Below are 25,094 nucleotides of genomic sequence, written 5' to 3' on the forward strand. Positions count from 1 at the left end.
CAGGGTAGCGAGCGCTATCCGGCCGCCCGTTGCTGGGGCGGTTCGGCGGGCGGCGCCGGATCGGGCGCGGGGGTACCGCCGGGCTTCGCCGGGGCCGCGGGGCGCCGGCGCGGCGGGAACACCTCGGCCGGGGTCGGCACCGGGCGGTGCGGCGGTGCGGGGTCCGTCGGGCCGGCCGGTTTGGGGCGCTCGGCGGGGGCGTCCCCGCTCGCGGCGCGCGGGGCGACCAACCCGCCGGGCAGGGCGGTCAGTCGGGCCCGGGAGGCCGGGACGACGGCCACCGCGGTGCCGCCGGGGCGGCCGGCGGGCGCGTACGCCGGTGCGGACGGTGCCGGCACCGTCCGGGCGGCGAGGCGGATGCCCACCGCGCGCTCGGCGAGGACCCGACAGCGTTCCAGGAGCGCCGCGGCGACCGGGCTGCCCCGTAGCGCGCGCAGTGCGGCGAGGTCGTCCGGGACGGGCCGGTACCCGACCGCGAGCACCTCCTCCAGGAGCGTCAGGTAGCCGCTGGCGGTGCCGGGCAGGGCGGCCCGGTAGCGGGTCAGGTCGGCGATCAGGAAGGCGCGCAGCCGGGCGCCCTCGTACAGTGCCTCGTCCACCGATTCGGCGAGGCGGAGGCAGTCCTGGACGTCCTCGGCGGATACGGGCCGGGGGTGGACGGCGAGGGCGAGGGCACGGCGGAGCACACGTAGCTCCTCGGCGCTGAACGCGAGGCCGCCGCAAGATCCGTAGGGCGTGGGCATGGGGTGACGATACGCGCTAATCAGACAAAACTCGCCTTTTGTCGGCGTGTCTCGTTCCTCCGGTGCGATCTGCTGCGCGCGTGCGTTGTCCAGTTGGGTGCGATCCGCTGCGCGTGCGTTGTCCGGCGGGGTGCGCTGGTGCGTTGCGCAGTTCCCCGCGCCCCCTATCGGGTGCGATCCACTCGCCGTGCGCTGCTCTGCTCGGTGCGCTCCGGATTCGCGCAGTTCCCCGCGCCCCTGATCCGGTGCGATCCGCTCGCCGTGCGCAGTCCTGCTCGGTGCGCTCCGGTTTTGCGCAGTTCCCCGCGCCCCTATCGGGGGCGCTCCTGGTGGGGCCGCCTGCGGGCGGACGTGCTCGGCCCGATGGACAGGGGGCGCGAAGCAACAGCGCACCCCGCTGAACAACGCACGCACAGCCGATCGCACCAGATCAGGGGCGCGGGGAACTGCGCGAAACAACAGCGCACCCCAGCGGAGCAGCGCACGGGGAGCGGGACGTACCTGCGGCCAGCGCAGCGTCACATGCGGGCGACGTTGCGTTCGTAGACGAGACGGAGCCCGATCAGCGTCAGCCACGGCTCGTGCTCGTCGATGACGGACGCCTCCCCGAGCACCATCGGCGCGAGCCCCCCCGTCGCGATGACGGTGACGTCGGAGGGATCGGGCGCCAACTCCCGCGCCATCCGCGTGACGACCCCGTCGACCTGCCCGGCGAAGCCGTACAGGATGCCCGACTGCATGGCCTCCACCGTGTTCTTGCCGATCACGCTCCGCGGCCTGGCCAGCTCGATCTTACGCAGCTGCGCACCACGCACCCCGAGCGCCTCCACGGAGATCTCGATGCCCGGGGCGATCACCCCGCCGGTGTACTCCCCGCGCGCGGACACCGCGTCGAAGGTCGTCGCCGTACCGAAGTCCACGACGATCGCGGGCCCGCCGTACAGGTCGACCGCGGCGACCGCGTTGATGATGCGGTCGGCGCCGACCTCCTTGGGGTTGTCCATGAGGATCGGCACCCCGGTCTTGATGCCCGGCTCCACCAGGACGGCCGGGACGTCCCCGTAGTAGCGCCGGGTGACCTCGCGCAGTTCGTGCAGCACCGACGGCACCGTGGAACAGATGGCGATGCCGTCGATGCCCTCGCCCAGCTCCATCCCGAGCAGCGGGTGCATGCCCATGAGTCCCTGGAGCAGGACCGCGAGTTCGTCGGCGGTGCGGCGGGCGTCGGTGGAGATGCGCCAGTGCTCGACGATCTCTGCACCGTCGAACAGCCCGAGCACGGTGTGGGTGTTGCCCACGTCGATCGTCAGCAGCATGGGGTCTACTCCGCTCCGCCGTCGGGCGTCCGGGGCGCGGGCGCCGCCTCGCGCAGGTCCAGGCCGATGTCCAGGATCGGCGCGGAGTGGGTGAGCGCGCCCACCGCGAGGAAGTCGACTCCGGTGTCCGCGTACGCGCGGGCGTTGGCGAGGGTGAGGCGGCCGGAGGACTCCAACAGCGCACGGCCCTTCACCAGGGCGACGGCCTCCGCGGTCTCGGTGGGCGTGAAGTTGTCCAGCAGGATCAGGTCGGCGCCCGCGTCGACGACCTCGCGCAGCTGGTGCAGGGTGTCCACCTCGACCTCGACCGGCACCTCGGGGAACGCCTCGCGGACCCGGGCGAACGCCTGGGCGACCCCGCCGGCGGCGACCACGTGGTTGTCCTTGACCAGGGCCGCGTCCGACAGCGACATCCGGTGGTTGACGCCGCCGCCGCAGCGGACCGCGAACTTCTCCAGGGACCGCAGCCCGGGGGTGGTCTTGCGGGTGTCGCGGACCTGCGCGCCGCTGCCCTCCAGGACGTCGGCCCAGGCGCGCGTCGCGGTCGCGATGCCGGACAGCCGGCACAGCAGGTTCAGGGCGCTGCGCTCGGCGGTGAGCAGGTCGCGGGTGCGGGAGGTGACGCTGAGCAGCGGCTGCCCGGCGGTCACCCGGTCGCCGTCCTCGACGTGCCGTTCGACCTCGAACTCGTCGGTGCAGACGATGGACAGCACCGCCTCGGCGATCCGCAGCCCGGCCACCGTGCCCGCCTCGCGGGCGGTGAAGTCGGCGGTCGCGACGGCGTCCTCCGGGATGGTCGCCACGGTCGTGACGTCGACCCCGCCGTCCAGGTCCTCCTCGACGGCCAGGTGGGCGATGTCCTCGACCTCGACGGGGTCGAGTCCGGCGGCGGCCAGCAGGGCGGCGAGCGCCGGGTCGAGACCGCACTCGGCGGCCTCCTCGTACGCACCGTCGGCGGGCGCACCGCAGCCGCAGCCGTCGCCGCAGCCGGCTTCGGGGACGAGGGGAAGATGGGTGTCGCTCACGGCTCAGTGCTCCTGGGGACGGCGGTCGGGCGGTCGGCGGTACGGGTGCCGCGGGGCGCCCCTGGGGAGCCGTCAGCCGGTGCGGGCGCGGCGCCAGCGTACGCGCCCGGGCGGGTGGGGTCGTCGGCGGGCCCGGGGGCGGCGGCGGTCGACGCGGTGACCTCGGCGGTCGGAGGGAAGTCCGCCGTGGGCGTCGTGTCGAGCAGGAGCGCGCGGTCGGGGGCGAGCGTGACGACGATGTGGCGGCGCCACTGCGCGTCGTCGGGTCCGGCGTGGTCCTCGCGCCAGTGGCAGCCGCGGGTCTCCTCGCGGCGCAGCGCGGCGGCGACCAGGACCCGCGCCACGCACAGCAGGTTGGTGGTCTCCCAGGTGTCCACGCCGGGTTCGGCGGTCTTGCCGTGCTCCGCCAACGCGTCCCGTGCGGCGGTGTGCAGGTCCTGGAGCCCGCGGGCCGCCCGGGCGAGCGACTCCCCGGAGCGCAGCACCCCGGCGCCGTCGGTCATGATCCGCTGGATGCGGAACCGGTCCTCCGCGGCCAGCAGGGGGTGCGCGGGCGCCGCCGGGTGCGCGACCGGCTCCGGTGCGTGCTCCGGTCCCCGCGGGTGCTGATCGGCGCGCACGATGGCGGCGGCGATGCGCTCGGCGTAGACCAGCCCTTCGAGCAGCGAGTTGGAGGCCAGCCGGTTGGCGCCGTGCACGCCGGTGCAGGCGACCTCCCCGCAGGCGTAGAGGCCGGGGACGGTGGTGCGGCCTTCGGCGTCGGTGCGCACGCCCCCGGAGGCGTAGTGCGCGGCGGGTGCGACGGGCACCGGTTCGGTGACCGGGTCGAGTCCGTGCGCCCGGCAGGCGGCGAGGATGGTCGGGAAGCGGTGTTCCCACATCTCGGCGCCGAAGTGCCGGGCGTCCAGGTACATGTGTGCGGCGCCCTGTTCGCGCATGCGGCGCATGATGCCCTTGGCGACGACGTCCCGGGGCGCCAGTTCGGCGAGTTCGTGCTGCCCCACCATGAAGCGCACCCCGTCGGCATCGACCAGGTGGGCGCCCTCGCCGCGGACCGCCTCGGAGACCAGCGGCTGCTGGCCCTCCGCGTCCGCGCCGAGGAAGAGGACCGTGGGGTGGAACTGGACGAACTCCAGGTCGCTGACCTCGGCGCCGGCCCGCAGCGCCAGGGCGACGCCGTCGCCGGTGGACACGGCCGGGTTGGTGGTCGCGGCGAACACCTGGCCCATGCCACCGGTGGCGAGCACCACGTGCGGGGCGTGGACGGCGCCCACCCCGTCGTGCTGGCCCTCGCCCATCACGTGCAGGGTGACGCCCGCGGCCCGGCCCGCGGCATCGGTCAGCAGATCCAGGACCAGGGCGTTCTCGACGGTGGGTATCCCCCGGGCGCGGACCGCGTCCACCAGGGCGCGGGAGATCTCCACACCGGTGGCGTCACCGCCGGCGTGCGCGATCCGGCGGCGGTGGTGGCCGCCCTCCCGGGTGAGCGCCAGGCCGCCGTCCGCGGACTCGTCGAAACGGGCGCCGGTGTCGATGAGCCGGTGCACGGCGTCCGGGCCCTCGGTGACCAGCAGCCGTACGGCGTCCTCGTCGCAGAGTCCGGCGCCGGCGACGAGGGTGTCGTCGAGGTGCTGGCGCGGGGTGTCGCCCTCGCCGAGGGCCGCCGCTATGCCGCCCTGCGCCCAGCGGGTGGAACCGTCGTCCAGCCGGGCCTTGGTGACGACGACGGTCTCCAGGCCGGCTGCGGCGCAGCGCAGTGCGGCGGTCAGCCCCGCCACTCCGGAGCCCACGACGACAACGTCGGCGGTGAGTGACCAGCCGGGGGCGGGCGCGTGCAGGCGGATGCCGGTGCTGCGGTCGCGGCGGGAAGGTGCTGCGCGGGTCACGAGACGGCTCCCAGGAGGTCGGACGCGCCGGCGGCGGCGGGCGTGCCGAAGGTGAGGGGCAGATTGTCGATGAGGCGGGTCGAGCCGACCCGGGCGGCGACCGCGAGCACGGCGTCGCCGGTGTAGTCGTCGGGGACCTCCGTGAAGTCGGAGGGGTCCACCAGCGCCAGGTAGTCGAGGACGAGCGGCGGGTCCAGCCGGCTCGCGGCGTCCAGGCACTGGCGGGCGGCGGCCCGCACGGCGGCGGGTCCGCCCGGGGCGGCCCCGGCGACGGCGTGCGCGTCGGCCGCCGCCCGGGCCTCGCCCAGGGCGCCCAGGGCTTCGGCCCGGGCGCGGCTGCTCGGCGCGAGCGCGGCCCGGGCCCGCAGCGCCTCCTGCGCCGCGTGCCGGTCCCGGCCCGCGAACAGGGCCTTCGACAGGGACAGCGCGGTGCGGCGTTCGGCGGCGGAGAGGTAACGGTTGCGGCTGGAGCGCGCGAGACCGTCCTCCTCCCGGACGGTGGGCACGGCGACGACGTCCACCCCGAAGTTCAGGTCCCCCACCATGCGCCGGATCACGGCGAGCTGCTGGGCGTCCTTCTGCCCGAACAGCGCCAGGTCGGGGCGGGTGAGGTGGAGGAGCTTGGCGACGACGGTGAGCACGCCGTCGAAGTGGCCGGGGCGACAGGAGCCCTCCAGCCGCTCGCCCATCGGTCCGGCGGTGATCCGCACCTGGGGCTCGCCGCCCGGGTAGACCTCGTCGGTGCCGGGGGCGAAGACCAGGTCGGCGCCCGCCCGCCCGGCCAGCTCCACATCGGCGGCCAGGGTGCGCGGATAGCGGTCGAGGTCCTCGCCGGCGCCGAACTGGAGGGGGTTCACGAAGACGGTGACGACGACCTCGCCGGCCGCGCCGACCAGCCGGCGGGCGGTGCGGATCAGCTCCGCGTGGCCCGGGTGGAGGGCGCCCATCGTCATGACGACGGCCCGGCGGGCAGCGGGTGCCGCACCCGGACCGGTGAGCGGCCCGCGCAGCTCGGCTGCGGTGTGCAGCAGCCTGGCGGTCATGGGGCGGTGCCTTCCGTGGGGCCCGGGTCCCCCGCGAGGACGTCGAGGAGGTCTTCGGCGAGTTCGGGCTTCAACAGTCCGTGCGCGAGCGCCCGGTCGGCCGTGGCGCGGGCCATCGCCAGGTACCCGGCGACGGTGCCGGGCGCGTGCACGCGCAGCTGGGCGACGTGCGCGGCGACCGTACCGGCGTCCCCGCGGGCGACGGGGCCGGTCAGCGCCGCGTCGCCGGAGCGCAGGGCGTTGTCCAGGGCGGCGCCCAGGAGGGGGCCGAGCATCCGGTCGGGGGCCGCGACGCCCGCCGTCCGCAGCAGGTCCATGGCCTGGGCGACCAGGGTGACCAGGTGGTTCGCGCCGAGGGCGAGGGCCGCGTGGTAGAGCGGCCGGGACTCCTCGGCGATCCACTCCGGTTCGCCGCCCATCTCGATCACCAGCGCCTCGGCGGCGAGCCTCAGCTCCTCGGGCGCGGTGACCCCGAACGAACAGCCCGCCAGGCGCTGCACGTCCACGGGGGTGCCCGTGAAGGTCATCGCCGGGTGCAGGGCCAGCGGCAGCGCGCCGGCGCGCAGCGCGGGGTCGAGGACCCGCACGCCGTACCGGCCGGAGGTGTGTGCGATCAGCTGGCCGGGACGGACCGCGCCGGTGTCCGCGAGTCCTTCGACGAGGCCGGGCAGGGCGTCGTCGGGGACCGTCAGCAGGACGAGTTCCGCGCGGGCCAGCACTTCCGCGGGGGTGACCAGCGGGACGTCCGGGAGCATGTGCGCGGCGCGGCGCACCGAGGTCTCGGAGACGCCGGACACGGCCACCGGACGGTGGCCGGCGAGTTGCAGCGAGGCGGCGAGGGCGGGGCCCACGCGGCCCGCTCCCACGACGCCGATGGTGAGGCGGGCGGGGCGGTCCCTGGGGTCGGGGGGGTGGAGCGCGTTCACTCGGTGACGACCTTCCGTTCCAGTCCGCTCGGGGTACCGGACGACTTCTCGTCATGCTAACGGTGGTTCTTGGGCGGCTGCTGTGCGATGCCCTGCGGGGTGCGTTGTGGTTGTCCGCGCAGTTCCCGGCGGCCTCTCCGGTACGTTCCGCTGGGCGTGCGCGGTCCTGCGGGGTGCGCTGTTGCTTCGCGCAGTTCCCCGCGCCCCTGATCGGGCGCGTCCTGCTCGGCGTGCGCGGTCCTGCGCGGTGCGCGGTCCCTGATCGGGTGCGATCCGCTCCACGTGCGCTGCCCTGCGCGGTGCGCTCCGGATTCGCGCAGTTCCCCGCGCCCCTGAACAGGTGCGATCCGCTCGGCGCGCGCTGCTCTGCTCGGTGCGCCGTGGTGTTGCGCAGTTCCCCGCGCCCCTGATCGGGCGCGTCCTGCTCGGCGGGTGTGATCCGGTGCGCGTGCGTAGCTGAGCCTGGTCTGCGGGCATGAGCCACGACGGATAGGGGCGCGGGGAACTGCGCATCACACGTCAGACAGTGCAGGACAGCGCACGAGGAGCCGGACGTACCGGAGATCAGGGGCGCGGGGAACTGCGCAAAACAACAGCGCAGCCCAGCTGGACCGCGCACGCGCAGCGGAACGTACCGGAGGGGGCGCGGGGAACTGCGCAACGCCACGGCGCAGCCCAGCTGGACGTACCGGGTCAGCGCACCGTGCGGAGCAGGGTGCGCCACCAGCGGCCCCGCGCCGGGCGCCCCCGCCGCAAACGGGAGAATTCACGGAACTCCCCGAGGGTCCGCCAGTCATGGCGCCCCGGCGCCGGAGGCAACGGCTCCTCCCGCCGCCGAGCCCGGTACAGGTCCAACGCGTACTGCTGGGTGAGGCTCATGCGACCCCTCGTCTCGTAGGCGGATCGGCCGGGCGCCGAACTCCCACGAGCGTGCGGCGGGCCCCGTCCCCCGGTCACGCCGATTGACGCCGCCCGTCAATCGGCATGAGCACCGCCCCCGACCGGGTGCACCATGGCCCCATGAGCGTGCGCATCGACATCGCGGGCCTGCCGCCCGAGCGGATCGTCTTCGAGCCGTCCCCCCTCGCGGAGCTGGGCCTCGCGCTGCACGCCCTCGCGGAGCCGGGTCACCACCCGGGCCTGCACGGCTGGGCCACCGCGACCTCCGCGTCCCTGAAGCCGGACCTGGCCGACCGGCTGTGCGAGGCGGACTTCCTGTGGCGGACGACGTTCTCGGACGTCTTCATGCCCTTCGCGGGGCTACGCGGTCACCACGGCCGACCGGCGGCGACCCTCGCCGAGGAGCTGGACGTGCTCGACCGGTTGGACGACGAGCGGTTCGTGAACGCCGCGCTGGAGTTCACCTGCAACCAGACCTACGACCAGGGCCGGCCGTCCCCGCTGACCGACCCCGCGGTCGCCGCCGAGTCCCTGGAGCTGGCCGCCACCCGGGGCCCGCGCCAGACCGACTTCACCCGCCGGCTGCTGGCGGACCCGGCGGCCGTGCGCGCCTGGGTGCGCCGCCTCATCGAGGACTGCGAGGAGGCGTTCTTCGCCGACACCTGGCGCCGCGTCCAAGGCCAGCTGGCCGCCGACGCCCGGCACAAGACGGAACTGCTGCGCCGCAAGGGACTCGCGGAGGCGCTCACCGCGGTCTCCCCCGCCCTGTCGGTCGACGAGGACCGCCGGTACGTGTTCCTCGACAAGCTGGCGCAGGGCTCCACCACCGCCGTGGACCCCGCGGTCGGCACCGGACTGGTGCTCGTCCCCTCGCACTTCGGCTGGCCTCACCTGCTGGCGCTGCACGCCCCGGGCTGGCGGCCGGTCATCCAGTACCCGGTGGCGACCGGGGAGCTGCCGGCGCCCGCCTCCGTGGAACTGCTGGAAAGCCGGCTGGAGGCACTGGCGCACCCGGTGCGGCTCCGGCTGTGCCGCAACATCGCCCGTTCCCCGTACACCACGGGTGAGCTGGCGCACGCCCTGGGCATCAGCGCCCCGGAGGTGTCCCGGCACCTCTCGGTGTTGAAGAAGGCCGGGCTGGTCAGCACCCGTCGGCGCGGTCGCTACGTGCTGCACCAGCTCGACGTGACGGTGGTGGCCCGGCTGGGGGTGGACATCCTGGAGGGCATCCTGCGCTGACCGGCCGACGCCGGCGCGCGCCCCCCGCGCACGGGCTCAGCGGGCCCCGCCGCCCGCGCGCACCAGGCCCGTCTCGTAGGCGAGCACCACGACCTGGACCCGGTCCCGCAGCCCCAGCTTGGTGAGGATGCGCCCCACATGGGTCTTCACGGTCGCCTCGGACAGCACCAGACGGGCCGCGATCTCCCCGTTGGACAGGCCCTGGGCGACCAGCACCATCACCTCGCGCTCCCGGTCGGTGAGCCGTTCCAGCTGCTTGTTCCGCGGCTGGGTGCCGGTCTCCGGGAGCATCGGCGCGAACCGGTCGAGCAGCCGCCGGGTGGTGGAGGGCGCAACCACGGCGTCACCACTGTGCACGGACCTGATGGCGGTCAGCAGCTCGGCCGGGGGCACGTCCTTGAGCATGAACCCGGAGGCGCCGGCCTTCAGCCCGGAGAAGGCGTACTCGTCGAGGTCGAAGGTGGTGAGGATCAGGACCTTCGGGGGGTTGGGGCCCGAACAGATCCGGCGGGTGGTCTCGACCCCGTCCAGCTTCGGCATGCGCACGTCCATGAGGACGACGTCGACGGAGGACGCGCGCAGCACCTCCAGGGCCTCGACCCCGTCGCCCGCCTCCGCGACGACGTCCATGTCCGGCTGGGCGGCGAGCACCATCCGGAAGCCGGTGCGCAGCAGCACCTGGTCGTCGACGAGCATCACCCGGATCGGGGTCATGAGGGACTTCCCTTCCTGTACGGACATCGGCCGGGTCGCCCGTGACGACCCGGCGGCCCCGGGGAACCGCGGGCGCGGCACGGCCCCGGAGCGGACCTTCAGTGTGCTCTGTGCGCTCTGTGTGTTCAGTGTGCGGGCTTGAGGGGCAGCAGGACGCTGATGCGGAATCCTCCGCCCGGGCGGGGACCCGCGTCCAGGGTGCCGCCGACCATGCCGACCCGCTCCCGCATGCCGATCATGCCGTGTCCGCGGCCGTCGGCGCCGCCGTCCTCGTACAACTCGTGCGGGGCCCCCTTGCCGTCGTCCTCCACGAGCAGGCCGAGGCCGTCGTCGAAGTAGACCAGCCGGACGCTCGCGCCGGCGTTGGGGCCACCGTGCTTGCGGGTGTTGGTGAGGGCCTCCTGCACGATGCGGTACGCCGTCAGCTCCACCCCGCTGGGCAGCGGGCGGGGCGTGCCCTCGACCTTGAAGTCGACGGGGAGCCCGGCCGTGCGGCACTGCTCCACCAGCTCGCCCAGTTGCTCCACGTCGGGCTGCGGAACGTACTCGCCGGACTCCTCCGGCTCCCCGGTGCGCAGCACGCCGAGCAGCCGACGCATCTCCGCGAGCGCCTGGCGGCCGGTGCCGGAGATGGTCTCCAGCGCCTTGCGCGCCTGGTCGGGGGCGGCGTCCAGGACGTAGGCGGCGCCGTCGGCCTGGACGACCATGACGGAGACGTTGTGCGCGACCACGTCGTGCAGCTCGCGCGCGATGCGGGCGCGTTCGGCGGCGACCGCGACCTTGGCCTGGGCCTCCCGCTCCCGCTCCAGCCGGGCCGCGCGCTCCTCCAGCTGGGCCAGATAGGCGCGGCGGGTGCGGATGGAGTCGCCCAGCACCCAGGCGAGGGCGAACGGCACCATGAGGAAGACGATGAACAGCGCTTGGCGGACCACCGTCTGGTCGGGTTCCGGCCAGCGGAGGATCGACACGGGTGCCGCGGCGAGGCCCACGACCAGCGCGAACCGGGAGGCCCAGCCGGCCCCGTCCGCGGCGACGGTGTAGACGATCACCAGCATGGCGAAGTTGACCAGCATCACCGGCACGTCCAGGGCGACCTGGGCCAGGCCGACGACGGTGGCGAGGACCAGCATCCGCTCGGGCACCCGGCGGCGCAGTGCGACCACCAGTGCCAGCAGCAGCGACGCCACCACGGACGGGACGCCCAGCACGGCGCCCGGCGCCTCGTCCGGCGGCGTCGGGCTGTCCGCCGTGCTGATCAGTCCCGCCAAGTTGATCCCGAACAGGAAGACGGCCCAGAAGACGTCGACCCCGGTCGGGTGTCTGCGGAGGAAGTCATAAACGCGCTGCACGTAACCCAGGGTAGGTACGCGTGCCCTGTGCAGGGGTCAACCGGAGGTCTCATCCCCATCGGCCACGCGTACTCCCCTAGGTGGAGGCGGCACCGTCCGCACCGCCCGGCCGGGGCGGCTCCGAGCCGGTGTCCGGGCCGGTGCTGCGGACCTGAGGGGTCCGGTTCCGTGCCCCGTCGGACCGGGGGCGCCGGCTGCTCGGCCGGATCCACGGCCAGTAGGCGACGCACACCACGAAGGGGGCGACGAACGCGGTCAGCAGCCACAGTCCGACGCTCGCCGGCGAGTAGACGTAGTAGTGCCAGCGCTGCGGCAGCAGCGCCGAGGGCGCGACCAACAGCACGATCAGCACCACCCAGGTGATCAGTACGGTCGTCACCAGGCGCAGTGCCGTCATCGCCGTCGCCCCCCTCGCCCTGCGTGCTCGTGATCCGCCCCGGACGAAGGGTAGTGCCCGGGACCGCGGGGCTGACGGCGCCCCGGGGCACGTCACCGCTGGTCAGGAGGGGGGCGACGGGCCCGCGCCGTACAGCGCCTAGCCTGGCTCCGTGACGGATCAGACGACGCCCGGCCCGGAGCAGCCCACCGACCCGACCGAGCCCACCGGGCCCCCGGCGACGGGTGGGGGCCGGGCGCCGCGCGGATGGCGGGCGGCGGCCGAGGAGGCCCTGTACGGGCCGCACGGCTTCTATCTGCGCCCCGAGGGCCCCGCCGGCCACTTCCGGACCTCCGTGCACGCCTCCCCCTTGTTCGCCGGGGCGGTGGCGCGCCTGCTGTGCCGGGTCGACGCGGCGCTCGGGCACCCCGGGGAGCTGACCTTCGTGGACATGGCCGCCGGCCGCGGCGAACTGGTCACCGGGGTACTGGCCGCGCTGCCGCCCGAGGTGGCCCCGCGCACCCGGGCGGTGGCCGTGGAGCGCGCACGGCGGCCGGTGGACCTCGACCACCGGATCGAGTGGTGCGCCGAGCCGCCCACCGGGGTACGGGGCCTGCTGTTCGCCAACGAGTGGCTGGACAACGTCCCCCTGGACGTCGCCGAGACCGACGCCGACGGGGTCCTGCGGCGGGTGCTGGTCGCCCCGGACGGCACGGAGTCCCCCGGCGAACCGCTCGCCGGCGCGGACGCGGAGTGGGCGGCCCGCTGGTGGCCGCTCGACGCCGGGACCGACCCCCGCCCGGCACCCGGTCTACGGGTCGAGATCGGCCGCCCCCGGGACGCCGCCTGGGCCGGTGCCGTGGCGACCCTGGCCGCCGGACTCGCGGTCGCGGTCGACTACGCGCACCACCGGGCCGCCCGCCCCCCGTACGGCACGCTCACCGGTTTCCGCGCCGGCCGCGAGGTGCTCCCCGTACCGGACGGGTCCTGCGACCTCACGGCGCACGTGGCGCTCGACGCGTGTGCGCTGCCGGGCGCCGAGCTGACCGGGCAGCGGGCCGCGCTGCACGCCCTCGGGGTGAGCGGCGGGCGTCCGGCGCTGGCCCTGGCGTCGAGCGACCCGGCCGGCTACGTGCGGGCCCTCGCCCGGGCCGGCGAAGCGGCCGAGCTGACCGCGCCGGGCGGCCTCGGGGACTTCGGCTGGCTCCTCCAACCGGTGAACGTCCCGAGCGCACTGCTGGACTGAGCCCCCCGCCCGGTCGTCGCTACTTGGCGCTACTTGGCGCTACTTGTCGATGTCGCCGACGACGAAGAACAGCGAACCGAGGATGGCGACCATGTCGGCCACCAGCGTCCCGGGCAGCAACTCGGTCAGGGCCTGGATGTTGTTGAACGACGCCGAGCGCAGCTTGAGCCGGTACGGGGTCTTCTCGCCCTTGGACACCAGGTAGTAGCCGTTGACGCCGAGCGGGTTCTCCGTCCAGGCGTAGGTGTGGCCCTCGGGCGCCTTGAGCACCTTCGGCAGACGCTGGTTGACCGGGCCGGGCGGCAGGTCGACGATCCGGTCGAGACAGGCGTCGGCGAGGTCCAGCGCGTTGTGCGTCTGCTCCAGCAGGCATTCGAAGCGGGCCAGGCAGTCGCCCTCCTCGCGGGTGACGACCTTGAGCACGTCACCGAGCTCCCCGTACGCGAGGTACGGCTCGTCGCGCCGGAGGTCGAAGTCGAGACCCGACGCCCGCCCGATGGGGCCGCTCACCCCGTACGCGTGCACCGCTTCGAGCGACAGGACGCCCACGTCCCGGGTGCGGCCCCGGAAGATCTCGTTGCCGAGCACCAGCCGGTCGTACACGTCCATGCGCGAGCGCACCGAGGCGACGGCCGCCCGGGCGCGGGTGGTCCAGCCGACCGGCAGGTCCTCCTTCAGACCGCCGACCCGGTTGAACATGTAGTGCATGCGCCCGCCGGAGATCTCCTCCATGACGGTCTGGAGTTCCTCGCGCTCGTGGAAGGCGTGGAACACCGGGGTGATGCCGCCGAGCTCCAGCGGGTAGGACCCGAGGAACATCAGGTGGTTCAGGACGCGGTTCAGCTCGGCCAGCAGGGTGCGCATCCACACCGCGCGCTGGGGCACCTCCATGCCGAGCATCCGCTCCACCGCGAGGACGACCCCGAGTTCGTTGGAGAACGCGGACAGCCAGTCGTGTCGGTTGGCCAGCATGACGATCTGCCGGTAGTCCCGGGCCTCGAAGAGTTTCTCCGCGCCGCGGTGCATGTAGCCGATCACGGGTTCCGCGTGGCGCACGCGTTCACCGTCCAGAACCAGCCGCAGCCGCAGCACTCCGTGGGTGGACGGGTGCTGGGGGCCGATGTTGAGCACCATGTCGGTGTTCTCCGCGGCGCCGCCGATGCCGACCACGGTTTCCGTCGTCGGCCCCCCGAGAGCGGCCTGCGCGGCCCCGGACGTCATGGATGTCATGGCCCCAGTCTCCCTTACGTACGCTGGCGGTATGGAAACGGGGAGCGCGGGCGGGTCCGCGGCGGGGAACGTGACGGAGGGTACGGGGAGCGGGCCGGACTGGATCGCGCTCCCACCGGGGCTCCTGCGCATGCGCCGGCTGCTGTTGGTGGTGTGGCTGGTGCCGTTGACGGTGGCCACCGGGGTCCTGCTCGGGATCTTCGTCGGACCCCCGTGGGCGGCCTTCGCGGTACTGCCGCTGGCGCTGTTGCTGTGGGGTTGGCCGATGCTGGGCCGCAACTGGCGTTCCTGGCGGTACGCGGAACGCGCCGACGACCTGCTGATCAGCCGGGGGGTGCTGTGGTGGGAGCAGACCATCGTGCCGTACGGGCGGATGCAACTCGTCGAGGTGACCTCCGGTCCGGTGGAGCGGCACTTCGGGTTGGCCAGCGTGCAGCTCCACACCGCCGCCGCGGCGAGCGACGCGCGCATCCCGGGCCTGCTGCCCGAGGAGGCGGAACGGTTGCGTGACCGGCTCACCGAGCTGGGCGAAGCACGATCGGCGGGCCTGTGAGCGGGTCCGGGGCCGGCGATCCGGCGGACGAACCCCGTCCGAACGTACCGACCGCGCCGGACGGGCAGGCGGACGCCGCCGTGAACGAACGGCGGCTGCACCCCGTCACCCCGCTGCGCCGCGCCTGGGCGCCCATAGCGATCCTCGCGGGCTGGGCGGTGCACGACCCGGGCGGCACCCAGGAGCGGGTCACCTCCCTCGACACCACCACACTCGTCGCCTCGGGCGCCGCCGTCCTGATCCTGGCCGCCCTGTACGGCGTGCTGACCTGGTGGTTCACCCACTTCGCGGTCACCGGGACCGAGCTGCGCATCCGCACCGGGCTGCTGTTCCGGCGGACCGCGCACATCCGACTCGACCGCATCCAGGCGGTGGACGTCACCCAACCCCTGTTGGCCCGGGTGGTCGGCGTCTCCAAACTGAAGCTGGACGTCGTCGGCACCGAAACCAAGGACGAGTTGGCGTTCCTCGGCGCCGACGAGGCCCGGTCGCTGCGGGCCGAACTGCTGGCGCGTGCGGCGGGGTTCGCCCCCGAGGACGCGCAGGAGGTCGGCGAGGCCCCGGTCCGGGAGCTGATCCGGGTGGGGCCGCGGCAACTGGCCGTCTCGCTGCTGTTGAGCGGCGGCCCCTGGTTCGCGCTGGCGGGCGCGCTGGCCGTGCCGACGTTCCTGTGGTTCCTCACCCACAACCTGTGGACGGTGCTCGCCACCGCGCTGCCGCTCGCGGGCGTCGCGGTCACCAGCACCGCCGGACGGTTCGTGAAGGAGTACGACTGGACGGTCGGGGAGTCGCCCGACGGACTGCGCATCGACCACGGGCTGCTCGACCGCATGCACGAGACGGTGCCGCCGGGCCGGGTGCAGACCGTCCGGATCGAGGAGCCGTTGCTGTGGCGGCGCCGCCAGTGGGTACGGGTCGAACTGGACGTGGCGGGCTCGTCGAACTCCGTCCTGGTGCCGGTGGCTCCGCGGGCGCTGGCCGCTGAGGTCATCTCGCGCGTGCTGCCCGGGGTGACGGTGCCCGAGGAGTTGTCCCGGCCGCCGCGGTCGGCACGCTGGTGTGTGCCGCTGTGGTGGCGGGGTTACGGGTTCGCCGTGAGCGACACGGTGTTCGCGTCCCGGCACGGGTTGCTGCGGCGCAGCTTGTCGTTGGTGCCGCACGCGAAGGTGCAGAGCGTGCGGTTGCTCCAGGGGCCTTGGCAGCGGCGGCACGGGGTTGCGGACGTCCGGGTGGAGACGGGGGCGAACCGTTCCGTTCCGGCTCGGATGCGCCCTGCGGGCGAGGCGGCTCTGTTGTTGGCTGCGCAGGCGGAGCGGTCGCGCACGGGGCGGCGGGCCGCGCGCCCCGACCGCTGGATGTCCTGACGCGGGGTGGGTGCCTCCGGGGGTACGTCGTCCCCTGCGGGTGCATCGTGGCTGGTCGCGCAGTTCCCCGCGCCCCTAAAGGGGCGCCCTGCTGGACCTTCGAGCGAGAGGGCGCCCCGATAGGGGCGCGGGGAACTGCGCGAGCAACCACCGCGCCCCCGCGAGGGATGAGCGTCAAGCGCGCAGGGCCGAACGAAGGCCCTGCATGTCGATCGGCTCGGTCTCGTCGTGCGCGGTCAGGTCCACGACCTGACCGACCCGCTCCGCGTCATCGGACACCTTGAAGTCCGCCTCGGACTCCGCCTTGTGCAGCGCCAGCGCCTCCTCCCCGACGACATCGGCGAGGTCCTCGTTCTGCACGGCTTCCAGCGCGGCCCGCGCGGGCTCGCTCTTGTTGCCGAAGAAGTCGAAGCCGCCCTGAACGGTCCGCGGACGGACGGGCGGCACGGGAACGACCGCCACCGCCGCTGCCCGCGGCACGTTGACGTGACCGGCCGCGGGGCCGGCCCCCGCGGGTGCGGCGGCGCGCTCGTGGCCACCGGTGGCCGGCTCCTGCGCCCGGGCCCGGACGGCCGCCGGCGCACCAGCCGGCGCATCCGCACCGCGGCGCTGCTTCGGAGGCGAAGGGGGCGAAGGGGGTGACGGAGGCGAAGGGGGAAGCTCCCGGGACGGGCCGCCCGCCGCACCCCGCTCCAACCGGTCGAGCACCGCATTGGCCCGCAGGTACAGCGCCACGGTCGCGACCGGCGACACCTCGTCCGTCGCGCGCAGCGCCTTCGACGCCGTAGCCGGCGCCGGCACCGCGGAGGACGCCGCGTCCGCGGGGGCGGCGGCGGGCGCCTCCATCGCGAGCTGCCGGCGGCCCTCCAGCGCACTGGCCCGCTCGGTCTCGGCGGTGGCGTACCGGCGCAACAGCCCCGCGTGCTCGCCGCGCAGGGCGGCCAGTTCGGCGCGCTTGGCGCGCAGCCGCTTCTCCAGCTTGCCGCGCACCGCGCGCGCCGACTCCAGTTCGCCCTCGAACTCGGCGACGCGTTCCTCGAAGCGCCACTCGTCGCTCGTGCGCGCCCGCAGCAACTCCGCGACCCGTCGGCCCGCCGACCGGTCCCAGTTCCGCATCACGACCGAGCCCGCGACGGCCGCCACGGAGGCGCCCACCACGAGCCCGCGCAATATCGCGGCCTCCGAGACGAACCAGGCGCCGGTGGCGCAGAGGACGGAGGCTCCGGCGATCACCGTGGGAGGGAGCAGCCGGTGCAGGGGTGGTGAATGGCGGTGGCGTCCACGAGGCATAGCGAGAAACTTACCGCGCGTGGGGGATTGTTGCCGCCCCGCCCGCACAAAAACGCGGCGCCGCCCGGTCTTTACTTCTTGAGCAAGCCCTTCGACTCCAGATACTCCTTCGCCACATCGGCCTCCTTCTGCCGCTCGGCGTCGACCTTGCGGTTGAGTTCTACAAGATCATCTGTTGAGAGCACATCGGTCAACTTGGCCAGGGCGTCGGCTATCTCCTTGTCCCCGGCGTCCGCGGCGTTCACCACCGGAAGGACGTTGTCGGCGTTCTGGAGCTTCTTGTCGTCGGCGAGCAGGACGAGCCCGAAGGAGTCGAGGGTGGCGTCGGTCGTGGTGGTGAGGACCAGTTGGGCCGTGCCGTTCTTGACGGCCTGCTTGGACTGGACGGTTCCCACGCCCTTGGGGTCCACCCCGGCGACGTCGATGCCGTACGTCTTCTTGAGGCCCGGTGCGCAGAAGGGCCGCACCTCGCATTCGTCGCCGGCCGCGATCGTGACCTTCTCGTTCGTCTTGCCGAGATCCGAAAGAGACGTGAGGTCGTGCTTCTTCGCGAATTCCTCACTCACGGCGAACGCGTTCTGGTCGACGGCCTTGCCGGCGGGCAGCACCTTCAGCCCGCGCGGTTCGGCGAGCTTCTTCAACTCGGCGACGGTCGCCTCGACATCGGACGATGCCACCGGCTCGGCATCCGGACCGTTTTTGTCCGCGTTGAGGAATTCGGCGAGCGTCGCCGCGTATTCGGGGACGACGTCGATCGTGCCCTTCTCCAGCGCCGGTTCGTAGATCTCACGGTTCTCCACGGTCTTCACGGAGGTCGAGTAACCGGCGTCGGCGAGAACCTGCTTGTACAGCTGGGCGAGCACCTTCGCCTCGGTGAATCCCGCGGCGCCGACGACCAGCGAACCCTTCTTGCCACCGCCCGAACCGCTGGAGCCCTCCTCCTCCAGGCTGTCGCCGGAGCAGCCGGCGGCGGCCGTCAGCGCGGCCACGGCCAGCGCGGCGAGCGCCGTCCGCCCCGCTCTGCGCGGTGTTCGGGGTCGACCGCGACCCGTGTGCGGTGAGCTGCCGTCGCCGAACGCGCCGGGGGCGCCCGCGGGGGCCCGGTGGTCCGTGCCGTGCTGGTGAGTGCCGTTCATGTCGACCGTCCCTTTTCGTTTTCGTGGAAGGAGCCGTTCTCCTTCGCGACGGGGCGCGCGCCCCGTCGGCGGAGAGTCAGCGGGTGGCGCGGGCCCGTCCGCGCATCGGGTCGAGGAGGCGGCCGGTGACCACCAGCACGCCTTCCACGAGCAGGGCCAGCGCCGCCACCAGGAAGGCGCCCGCGACGACCTGGGGGGTGTTCTGGAGGCTGAACCCGGCGGTGATGATCCGTCCGAGGCCGCCCTCCCCCGCCATCGCGGCGAGGGTCGCCGTCGCCACCACCTGCACCGCCGCGGACCGGACCCCGGCCATGACCATCGGGTACGCCAGCGGCAGTTCGACCCGGGCGAAGAGTTGCCGTCCGTTCATCCCCATGCCCCGGGCCGCCTCCACCACCGACCGGTCCACCTCGCGCATGCCCAGGTACGCGTTGGTGAGCAGCGGCGGCACCGCGAAGAGGACCAGGGCGACGAGGGTCGGCGCGTCCCCGTGGGTGCCGAGCGGGGTCAGGGTGAGGAGCACCAGCACGGCCAGGGTGGGCACCGCCCGGCCGATGTTGGAAAGGTTGACCGCGAGCGCCCCGCCCTTGCCCAGGTGGCCGAGCCAGAGGGCGAGCGGCAGCGCGATCAGGCAACTGATCAGCAGGCAGACCCCGCTGAAGTAGAGGTGTTCGGCGAGCCGCTGCCACACGCCGCGCTCGCCCTGCCAGTTGGCGCCGGTGGTCAGCCAGTCGTACGCCCCCGATATCGCGTTCATATCGCTTCGGCCGCCTTCCCCGTGCCGGAGGTGCTGGAGGTGCTGGAGGTGCCGGAGGTGCCGGAGGTGCCGCGCCGCCGGCGGGGTGCGCGCGGGGTGCGGCTCCAGGGGGTGAGCAGCCGCCCGACGCCCAGCAGCAGCAGGTCCGCCGCCAGCGCCAGCAGCACGCACAGCACCGAAGCGGTGAGCACCTGCGCCTTGAAGCTGGTGTCCAGGCCGTCCAGGATCAGGGTGCCGAGCCCGCCGTAGTCGACGATCGCCCCGACGGTGGTGAGCGCCACCGTGGCCACCGTGGTGATCCGGACCCCGGCGAGCAGCGCGGGCAGCGCCAGCGGGAGTTCGACCTCCCAGAGTCGGCGCACCGGCCCGTAGCCCATGCCCCGGGCGGCCTCCCGGACCTCCTCGGGGACGGACTCCAGGCCCATCAGGACGTTGCGGACCAGGATCGTCAGCGAATACAGCACCAGGCCCGTGACCACCAGGGCGGCCGACAGCCCGAAGACCGGCAGCAACAGGGAGAACATCGCCAGCGAGGGGATCGAGTACAGCAGGGTCGTGAGCCCGAGGACCGGGCCCGACAGCACCGGCCAGCGACGGACCAGCAGCGCCAGCGGCACCGCCACGACCACGCCGATCAGCACCGACACGGAGGTGATCGCGAGGTGTTCGAGCGTCGCGTCCACCAGTTCCTGGCTGCGGGAGCGTACGTACTCCCCGCAGATCCAGTCGTTCGCCACCAGACAGTCGCGCGTGCTCATCCGAACACCCTCCCCCCGTTCCTCCCCGGCCACGGCTGCCCGGGCTCCCCGTGCAGCCGGTCCCGCCGGTCTTCCCGCAATCCCGGTTTCCCCGCTTTTCCGGCGGGCACTCCTCGAACGTACATCTGACAACCTTGGACATTCGGTCGTGCTGGCGACCCTAACCCCGGCCACTGACAACCACCGGCGCGGCCCGTACCGGTGCAACACGGCCTTCACACTTCCCGTACCCCTGGGGGACTGCATGATCCGGTTCGAGAACGTGAGCAAGCGTTACCCCGACGGCACCACGGCCGTGGACGACCTCTCGTTCGAGGTCGCGGCCGGCGAACTGGTCACGCTGGTCGGCCCGTCGGGCTGCGGGAAGACCACGACGATGAAGATGGTGAACCGGCTCGTCGACCCGTCGAGCGGCCGGATACTCCTGGACGGCGCCGACATCGCCGACGGCGACCCGGTCGAACTGCGGCGCCGCATCGGCTACGTCATCCAACAGGTCGGGCTGTTCCCGCACCGCACGGTCCTCGACAACACGGCCACCGTCCCGCACCTGCTGGGCGTGCGGCGGGCGAAGGCGCGCGAACGGGCCGCGGAACTCCTCGACCTGGTGGGCCTCGACCCCTCGGTCCACGGCGACCGCTACCCCGACCAGCTCTCCGGCGGCCAGCGCCAGCGCGTCGGCGTGGCCCGCGCGCTGGCCGCCGACCCGCCGGTGCTGCTGATGGACGAGCCCTTCGGCGCGGTCGACCCGGTGGTCCGCGAACGCCTCCAGTCGGAGTTCCTGCGCCTCCAGCAGTCGGTGCGCAAGACCGTGCTGTTCGTCACCCACGACCTGGAGGAGGCCGTCCGGCTCGGTGACCGGATCGCCGTGTACGGGCAGGGGCGCATCGAACAGTTCGACGTCCCGGCGACCGTGCTGGGCGCCCCGGCCAACGACTACGTGGCCGACTTCGTCGGCGCGGACCGGGGCCTGAAGCGGCTGTCGGTGACGCCGATCGAGGAGGGCGACCTGGAACAGCCCCCGGTGGTGCGGCTGGACGACGCGCTCCCCCGGGAACTGGACGCGCGCTGGGCGGTCGTCCTGGACTCCGCGGGCGCCCTGCACGGCTGGCTGTCCGCGGAGCGGGCCCGGGAGAGCACCGGCACGGTCCGCGAGCACGCCCGCCGGATGGAGGCGTGGCTCCCGGTGGGCGCCTCGCTGAAGCAGGCGTTCGCCACGATGCTCCAGCACGACGCGGGCTGGATCGCCGTGCTCGACGAAACCGGCGCAGGGGGCGCGGGACGGTTCCTGGGGGTGCTCACCCCGGGCGGGCTGCACGAGGCCCTGCGCAGGTCCACGGCGGCCCAGCTGCGGGACGTGCCCCGTACCGAGGTCGCGCTGGAGACGGTGTCCGGGAACTGACCCGCCCCCGGGCGGCCCGGGGCGGCCGGAGGGACCGGCACCGCCCGCGCGGGCCTACGCTGGGAACATGAACCAGTTCCCAGGCCGCGGACGAGTCGCCGGACTGCCCGAGTGGGACCGCTGCGCGGTCATGGGCGTCGTCAACGTGACCCCGGACTCCTTCTCCGACGGAGGTCGGTGGTTCGACACCACCGCCGCCGTCAAGCACGGCCTCGACCTGGTCGGCCGGGGCGCCGACCTGGTCGACGTCGGAGGGGAGTCCACCCGGCCCGGGGCCCGTCGGGTCGACGAGGACGAGGAACTGCGGCGGGTCGTGCCCGTGGTGCGGGAGCTGGCCGCCGAGGGGGCCGCGGTCTCCGTGGACACCATGCGCGCCAGCGTCGCCGAACAGTCGCTCGCGGCGGGCGCGCTCCTGGTCAACGACGTCAGCGGCGGCCTCGCCGACCCCGCCATGGTCCCGGTGGTCGCGGCGGCGGGCGCCCCCTTCGTGGTGATGCACTGGCGCGGCTTCCTGGAGGGCCCCCAGATCCGGGGCGTCTACGCCGACGTCGTCACCGAGGTGGTGGACGAGCTGCGCACCCGGGTGGACGCCGTGATAGCCGGCGGGGTGGCCGCCGACCGGATAGTCGTGGACCCCGGCCTCGGCTTCTCCAAGGACGTCGACCACGACCTGGCGCTCCTCGCCCGGCTGGACCGGCTGCGCGCCCTCGGCCACCCGGTGCTGGTCGCCGCCTCCCGCAAACGTTTCCTGGGGCGGGTCCTCGCGGGCCCCGAGGGCGCCCCGCCACCGGCCCGCGAGCGGGACGCGGCCACCGCCGCCGTCTCCGCGATCGCCGCCCACGGCGGCGCCTGGGCCGTCCGCGTCCATGAGGTGCGGGCCACGGCCGACGCCGTCCGGGTCGCCCGCGCCGTCGAGGGAGCCCGATGAGCACTCCCGGTACGCCCGGCACGCCCGACGGCCCCGCGGGTCCCGACGGACCGGCCGGTCCGCAGACCCCCCGCACCGAGCGGGACGAGGTCGAACTCGCCAACACCGCCTTCTACGAGGCCTTGGAACGGGGCGACTTCGACGCGCTCTCGGACGTCTGGCTGGACGAACGCGACCTGTCCGACGTCTCGGGCCCGGCGCCGGAGATCTCCTGCGTGCACCCCGGCTGGTCCCCGCTCACCGGCCGCGGCGAAGTCCTCAGGTCCTATGCGCTGATCATGGCGAACACCGAGTACATCCAGTTCTTCCTGACCGACCTCTTGGTCTCCGTGTCCGGCGGGACGGCCCTGGTGACCTGCACCGAGAACATCCTCAGCGGTGGCCCCGCCCCCGAGGACGGCGGCGAGCTGGGGCCCCTGGTGGGGCAGCTCGTGGTCGCCACGAACGTGTTCCACCACACCCCGCTGGGCTGGAAGCTCTGGTCGCACCACGCCTCCCCGGTGCTCTCCGAGGCGGTCGGCGACCCGGACGGCGAGCCCGGCGAGCCCACCGGTTGACCCCGCCGGGTCCGCAGGACGCGTCCGTGCCGGCGCACCCCGCGGAGGGGTGGCGTCGGCGGGCCCGGGTAGCCTCGTTCGACATCCCATTTCGACGACGAGCAGGAGGACGGGCGTGGATCGTGTCGCGCTGCGCGGCCTGAAGGCCCGTGGGCACCACGGCGTGTTTCCCCGGGAACGCGAGGAGGGCCAGACGTTCCTCGTGGACGTGACCCTGAGCCTCGACACCCGTCCGGCGGCGGCCGGCGACGACCTGGAGAAGACCGTCCACTACGGCATCGTCGCCGAGGAGGTCGTCGCCATCGTCGAGGGCGAGCCGGTCAACCTGGTCGAAACGCTCGCCGAACGCATCGCCACCGCCTGTCTGGGCCACGACGCCGTCCAGGAGGTCGAGGTGTGCGTCCACAAACCCGACGCGCCCATCACCGTCCCCTTCGACGACGTGACCGTCACCATCACCCGGAGCCGCGTATGACAGCCCAGCCGGACCCCACCGTGCAGCCGGTGCCCGCCTCGGTGACCGCGCAGGTGGACGCCGCCGACACCACCCTCAGCAACCCCAGGCTCGCCGTGCTCTCCCTCGGCAGCAACCTGGGCAACCGGCTGGAAACCCTCCAGGGCGCCGTCGACGCCCTGGAGGACACCCCCGGACTGCGGGTCACCGCAATCTCCCCCGTCTACGAGACGGAGCCCTGGGGCGTCGAGTCCGGCTCCCAGCCCTCGTACTTCAACGCCGTCGCCGTCGTCCGGACCACCCTGCCGCCCGGTTCGCTGCTGGAGCGCGCCCAGGCGATCGAAGAGGCCCACCAGCGGGTGCGGGACGAACGGTGGGGGCCGCGCACCCTGGACGTCGACATCGTCACCTACGCCGACGTGGTCTCCGACGACCCCCAGCTCACCCTCCCCCACCCCCGGGCCCACCAGCGCGCCTTCGTCCTGGCCCCCTGGCACGACGTCGACGCCGCCGCCGAGCTGCCCGGACACGGCCCCGTCGCCGACCTGCTGGCGGGCCTCGCCCCCGGCGCCGTCACCCCGCGCGGCGACCTGGAACTCCAGTTGCCCGAGTAGTCGTTAAGGTCAACCGAGGGCACCACCACCGGCTGCCCCCACCACCGGCCACCGGGCCGGTCGTAGGACGGCTGTAGGACTGCCGTAGGACTGAAGGGACGACGTGAATCAGCTGCGCATCAGGACCCTGCTCGGTCTCTTCGTCGGGACCGGGGTCGTGTCCTGGGCGGGAGCCCGCCTGTGGGACTCCGTCGGCACCCTGCCGGGCGTGCCGCTCGCCGCACCGATCGTGCTCGCGGTGATCGCGGCGGTGCTCACCGCCACCGCCCTGTCGCTACGGGCGCGGCTGCGCGCCCAGCGGGACCGGGAGCCCGGGGCGAAGGGCGTCGACCCGTTGATGGCGGCGCGGGCCCTGGTCTTCGGCCAGTCCAGTGCGCTGGTCGCGGCGCTGATCTCGGGGCTCTACGGCGGGATCGGGATCTTCCTGCTCGGCTCCCTCGACGTCCCGGTCCGTCGTGACCAGGCCGTCTACGCCGGGTTCTCGGTGCTCGCCGGGATCGCCGTGGTGGCCGCCGCGCTCTTCCTCGAACGCGTCTGCAAGCTCCCCGAGGACGACGACACCCCGCACCCCCCGGGCACCGAGGCCCGCGGGGTCTGAGGCCCGCGGGGTCCGCGCGCACGGCCCCCGGGCGCCGCACACCGGCGTCGGCTCACCTCGCCAGGATCAGGCTCATCGCCTCCGCGCGGGTCGTCGCGTCCCGCAGCTGCCCGCGCACCGCGGACGTCGTCGTCTTGGCGCCCGGCTTGCGGATGCCCCGCACCGACATGCACATGTGCTCGGCCTCCACCACGACGATCGCGCCCCGGGCCTCCAGGATGCGCATCAGCGAGTCGGCGATCTGGGTGGTCAGCCGCTCCTGCACCTGGGGGCGACGGGCGTAGACCTCGACCAGCCGGGCCAGCTTCGACAGCCCGGTGATCTTGCCGGACTCGGCCGGGATGTACCCGACGTGGGCGACGCCGTGGAAGGGCAGCAGGTGGTGCTCGCAGAGGCTGACGATCTCGATGTCCTTCACCAGGACCATCTCGTCGTGTCCCAGGTCGAACGTCGTCGTCAGGACGTCCTCCGGCTGTTGCCACAGCCCGCCCAGGATCTCCCGGTACGCGCGGGCGACCCGGGCCGGGGTTTCCCGCAGGCCCTCCCGGTCCGGGTCCTCCCCCACGGCGATGAGCAGCTCCCGGACGGCGTCCTCCGCGCGCTTCGCGTCGAACTCGCCTATCGTGCCCTCGCCGTCCAGCGTCACGGGGTCGGTCATGGTCTGCCTCGTTCCTTAGCCGTACAGACGGG

Annotated in this window: 25 protein-coding genes and 1 pseudogene; 10 read left to right on the plus strand and 16 right to left on the minus strand. The window is 73.8% G+C overall.

All coding sequences use genetic code 11. The features are described from left to right. Positions 1–14 precede the first annotated feature (14 nt). From ACFWIA_RS16555 to ACFWIA_RS16585, 7 genes and pseudogenes are all read right to left on the minus strand, one after another. Positions 15–743 carry a hypothetical protein gene (locus tag ACFWIA_RS16555; protein WP_387005096.1) on the minus strand — a complete coding sequence of 243 codons (729 nt, stop codon included), beginning with the start codon at positions 741–743 and terminating at the stop codon, positions 15–17. A 518-nt stretch (positions 744–1,261) separates the two neighbouring features. After that, on the minus strand, positions 1,262–2,059 hold the full coding sequence (locus tag ACFWIA_RS16560) for a type III pantothenate kinase (protein WP_387005099.1): 798 nt from the start codon (positions 2,057–2,059) through the stop codon (positions 1,262–1,264). 5 nt (positions 2,060–2,064) lie between these two features. Beyond that, positions 2,065–3,084 carry a carboxylating nicotinate-nucleotide diphosphorylase gene (gene nadC, locus ACFWIA_RS16565; protein WP_387005102.1) on the minus strand — a complete coding sequence of 340 codons (1,020 nt, stop codon included), beginning with the start codon at positions 3,082–3,084 and terminating at the stop codon, positions 2,065–2,067. A gap of 161 nt (positions 3,085–3,245) precedes the next feature. After that, a pseudogene (locus ACFWIA_RS16570) lies at positions 3,246–4,970 on the minus strand (L-aspartate oxidase); the annotation flags it as partial. Further along, entirely contained in the window at positions 4,967–6,013 is a 1,047-nt protein-coding gene (panC, locus tag ACFWIA_RS16575) for a pantoate--beta-alanine ligase (RefSeq protein ID WP_387005105.1), read from the minus strand. The gene panC and the pseudogene ACFWIA_RS16570, both read right to left, overlap by 4 nt. After that, entirely contained in the window at positions 6,010–6,939 is a 930-nt protein-coding gene (locus tag ACFWIA_RS16580; protein WP_387005107.1) for a Rossmann-like and DUF2520 domain-containing protein, read from the minus strand. Before ACFWIA_RS16580 ends, panC begins: the two co-directional genes overlap by 4 nt. Before the next feature lie 693 nt (positions 6,940–7,632). Next, positions 7,633–7,818: a hypothetical protein gene (locus ACFWIA_RS16585; protein ID WP_387005110.1), complete on the minus strand. Its 186-nt coding sequence runs from the start codon at positions 7,816–7,818 to the stop codon at positions 7,633–7,635. A gap of 141 nt (positions 7,819–7,959) precedes the next feature. On the opposite strand from ACFWIA_RS16585, the gene ACFWIA_RS16590 reads away from it, so the two are divergent. Continuing rightward, on the plus strand, positions 7,960–9,078 hold the full coding sequence (locus ACFWIA_RS16590) for a DUF5937 family protein (protein WP_387005113.1): 1,119 nt from the start codon (positions 7,960–7,962) through the stop codon (positions 9,076–9,078). A 36-nt stretch (positions 9,079–9,114) separates the two neighbouring features. On the opposite strand, the gene ACFWIA_RS16595 is transcribed toward ACFWIA_RS16590, so the two are convergent. The 3 genes from ACFWIA_RS16595 to ACFWIA_RS16605 all read right to left on the minus strand — a co-directional run bounded on the left by ACFWIA_RS16595 (position 9,115) and on the right by ACFWIA_RS16605 (position 11,538). Next, a complete protein-coding gene (locus ACFWIA_RS16595; protein WP_385484107.1) occupies positions 9,115–9,792 on the minus strand; it encodes a response regulator in 678 nt (225 codons plus the stop codon). 125 nt (positions 9,793–9,917) lie between these two features. Further along, on the minus strand, positions 9,918–11,141 hold the full coding sequence (locus ACFWIA_RS16600) for a sensor histidine kinase (RefSeq protein ID WP_387005117.1): 1,224 nt from the start codon (positions 11,139–11,141) through the stop codon (positions 9,918–9,920). Between the two features lie 76 nt (positions 11,142–11,217). Further along, positions 11,218–11,538, minus strand: a complete 321-nt coding sequence (locus ACFWIA_RS16605; protein ID WP_387005120.1) for a hypothetical protein — start codon at positions 11,536–11,538, stop codon at positions 11,218–11,220. Between the two features lie 151 nt (positions 11,539–11,689). Between ACFWIA_RS16605 and ACFWIA_RS16610 the strand changes: the two genes are divergently transcribed. Beyond that, entirely contained in the window at positions 11,690–12,763 is a 1,074-nt protein-coding gene (locus tag ACFWIA_RS16610) for an SAM-dependent methyltransferase (RefSeq protein WP_387005123.1), read from the plus strand. Positions 12,764–12,802: 39 nt separating this feature from the next. On the opposite strand, the gene ACFWIA_RS16615 is transcribed toward ACFWIA_RS16610, so the two are convergent. Then, complete coding sequence (locus ACFWIA_RS16615; protein ID WP_387005279.1) at positions 12,803–13,984, minus strand: NADH-quinone oxidoreductase subunit D; 1,182 nt, start codon at positions 13,982–13,984, stop codon at positions 12,803–12,805. Between the two features lie 40 nt (positions 13,985–14,024). Here ACFWIA_RS16615 and ACFWIA_RS16620 point away from each other — a divergent pair, with 40 nt between their 5' ends. Then, positions 14,025–14,546: a PH domain-containing protein gene (locus tag ACFWIA_RS16620; protein ID WP_387005126.1), complete on the plus strand. Its 522-nt coding sequence runs from the start codon at positions 14,025–14,027 to the stop codon at positions 14,544–14,546. A gap of 80 nt (positions 14,547–14,626) precedes the next feature. Beyond that, a complete protein-coding gene (locus ACFWIA_RS16625; RefSeq protein ID WP_387005281.1) occupies positions 14,627–15,910 on the plus strand; it encodes a PH domain-containing protein in 1,284 nt (427 codons plus the stop codon). A 174-nt stretch (positions 15,911–16,084) separates the two neighbouring features. Here ACFWIA_RS16625 and ACFWIA_RS16630 read toward each other — a convergent pair whose 3' ends face one another. The 4 genes from ACFWIA_RS16630 to ACFWIA_RS16645 form a co-directional block, all read right to left on the minus strand. After that, positions 16,085–17,143, minus strand: coding sequence for a hypothetical protein (locus ACFWIA_RS16630; protein ID WP_387005129.1), 1,059 nt, complete (start codon positions 17,141–17,143; stop codon positions 16,085–16,087). A 128-nt stretch (positions 17,144–17,271) separates the two neighbouring features. Continuing rightward, a complete protein-coding gene (locus ACFWIA_RS16635; protein WP_387005132.1) occupies positions 17,272–18,336 on the minus strand; it encodes an ABC transporter substrate-binding protein in 1,065 nt (354 codons plus the stop codon). A 76-nt stretch (positions 18,337–18,412) separates the two neighbouring features. Beyond that, a complete protein-coding gene (locus ACFWIA_RS16640) occupies positions 18,413–19,093 on the minus strand; it encodes an ABC transporter permease (RefSeq protein WP_387005135.1) in 681 nt (226 codons plus the stop codon). Further along, entirely contained in the window at positions 19,090–19,851 is a 762-nt protein-coding gene (locus ACFWIA_RS16645) for an ABC transporter permease (RefSeq protein WP_387005137.1), read from the minus strand. Before ACFWIA_RS16645 ends, ACFWIA_RS16640 begins: the two co-directional genes overlap by 4 nt. 244 nt (positions 19,852–20,095) lie before the next feature. Here ACFWIA_RS16645 and ACFWIA_RS16650 point away from each other — a divergent pair, with 244 nt between their 5' ends. The 6 genes from ACFWIA_RS16650 to ACFWIA_RS16675 all read left to right on the plus strand — a co-directional run bounded on the left by ACFWIA_RS16650 (position 20,096) and on the right by ACFWIA_RS16675 (position 24,404). After that, positions 20,096–21,253, plus strand: coding sequence for an ABC transporter ATP-binding protein (locus tag ACFWIA_RS16650; protein ID WP_387005140.1), 1,158 nt, complete (start codon positions 20,096–20,098; stop codon positions 21,251–21,253). Positions 21,254–21,320: 67 nt separating this feature from the next. Beyond that, entirely contained in the window at positions 21,321–22,181 is an 861-nt protein-coding gene (gene folP / locus ACFWIA_RS16655; protein ID WP_387005142.1) for a dihydropteroate synthase, read from the plus strand. Further along, positions 22,178–22,738, plus strand: coding sequence for a nuclear transport factor 2 family protein (locus ACFWIA_RS16660; RefSeq protein WP_387005145.1), 561 nt, complete (start codon positions 22,178–22,180; stop codon positions 22,736–22,738). Before folP ends, ACFWIA_RS16660 begins: the two co-directional genes overlap by 4 nt. A gap of 115 nt (positions 22,739–22,853) precedes the next feature. Further along, positions 22,854–23,213: a dihydroneopterin aldolase gene (gene folB / locus ACFWIA_RS16665; RefSeq protein WP_387005147.1), complete on the plus strand. Its 360-nt coding sequence runs from the start codon at positions 22,854–22,856 to the stop codon at positions 23,211–23,213. Continuing rightward, positions 23,210–23,806, plus strand: coding sequence for a 2-amino-4-hydroxy-6-hydroxymethyldihydropteridine diphosphokinase (gene folK / locus ACFWIA_RS16670; RefSeq protein WP_387005150.1), 597 nt, complete (start codon positions 23,210–23,212; stop codon positions 23,804–23,806). The genes folB and folK overlap by 4 nt, the downstream gene beginning before the upstream one ends. Positions 23,807–23,909: 103 nt before the next feature. Then, positions 23,910–24,404 carry a DUF3180 domain-containing protein gene (locus ACFWIA_RS16675; protein WP_385484145.1) on the plus strand — a complete coding sequence of 165 codons (495 nt, stop codon included), beginning with the start codon at positions 23,910–23,912 and terminating at the stop codon, positions 24,402–24,404. Between the two features lie 52 nt (positions 24,405–24,456). Here ACFWIA_RS16675 and folE read toward each other — a convergent pair whose 3' ends face one another. Beyond that, entirely contained in the window at positions 24,457–25,062 is a 606-nt protein-coding gene (gene folE, locus ACFWIA_RS16680; protein ID WP_387005154.1) for a GTP cyclohydrolase I FolE, read from the minus strand. Between the last annotated feature and the right edge of the window lie 32 nt (positions 25,063–25,094).

The sequence above is a fragment of the Streptomyces sp. NPDC127068 genome (assembly GCF_042724695.1).
Classification (GTDB): domain Bacteria; phylum Actinomycetota; class Actinomycetes; order Streptomycetales; family Streptomycetaceae; genus Streptomyces.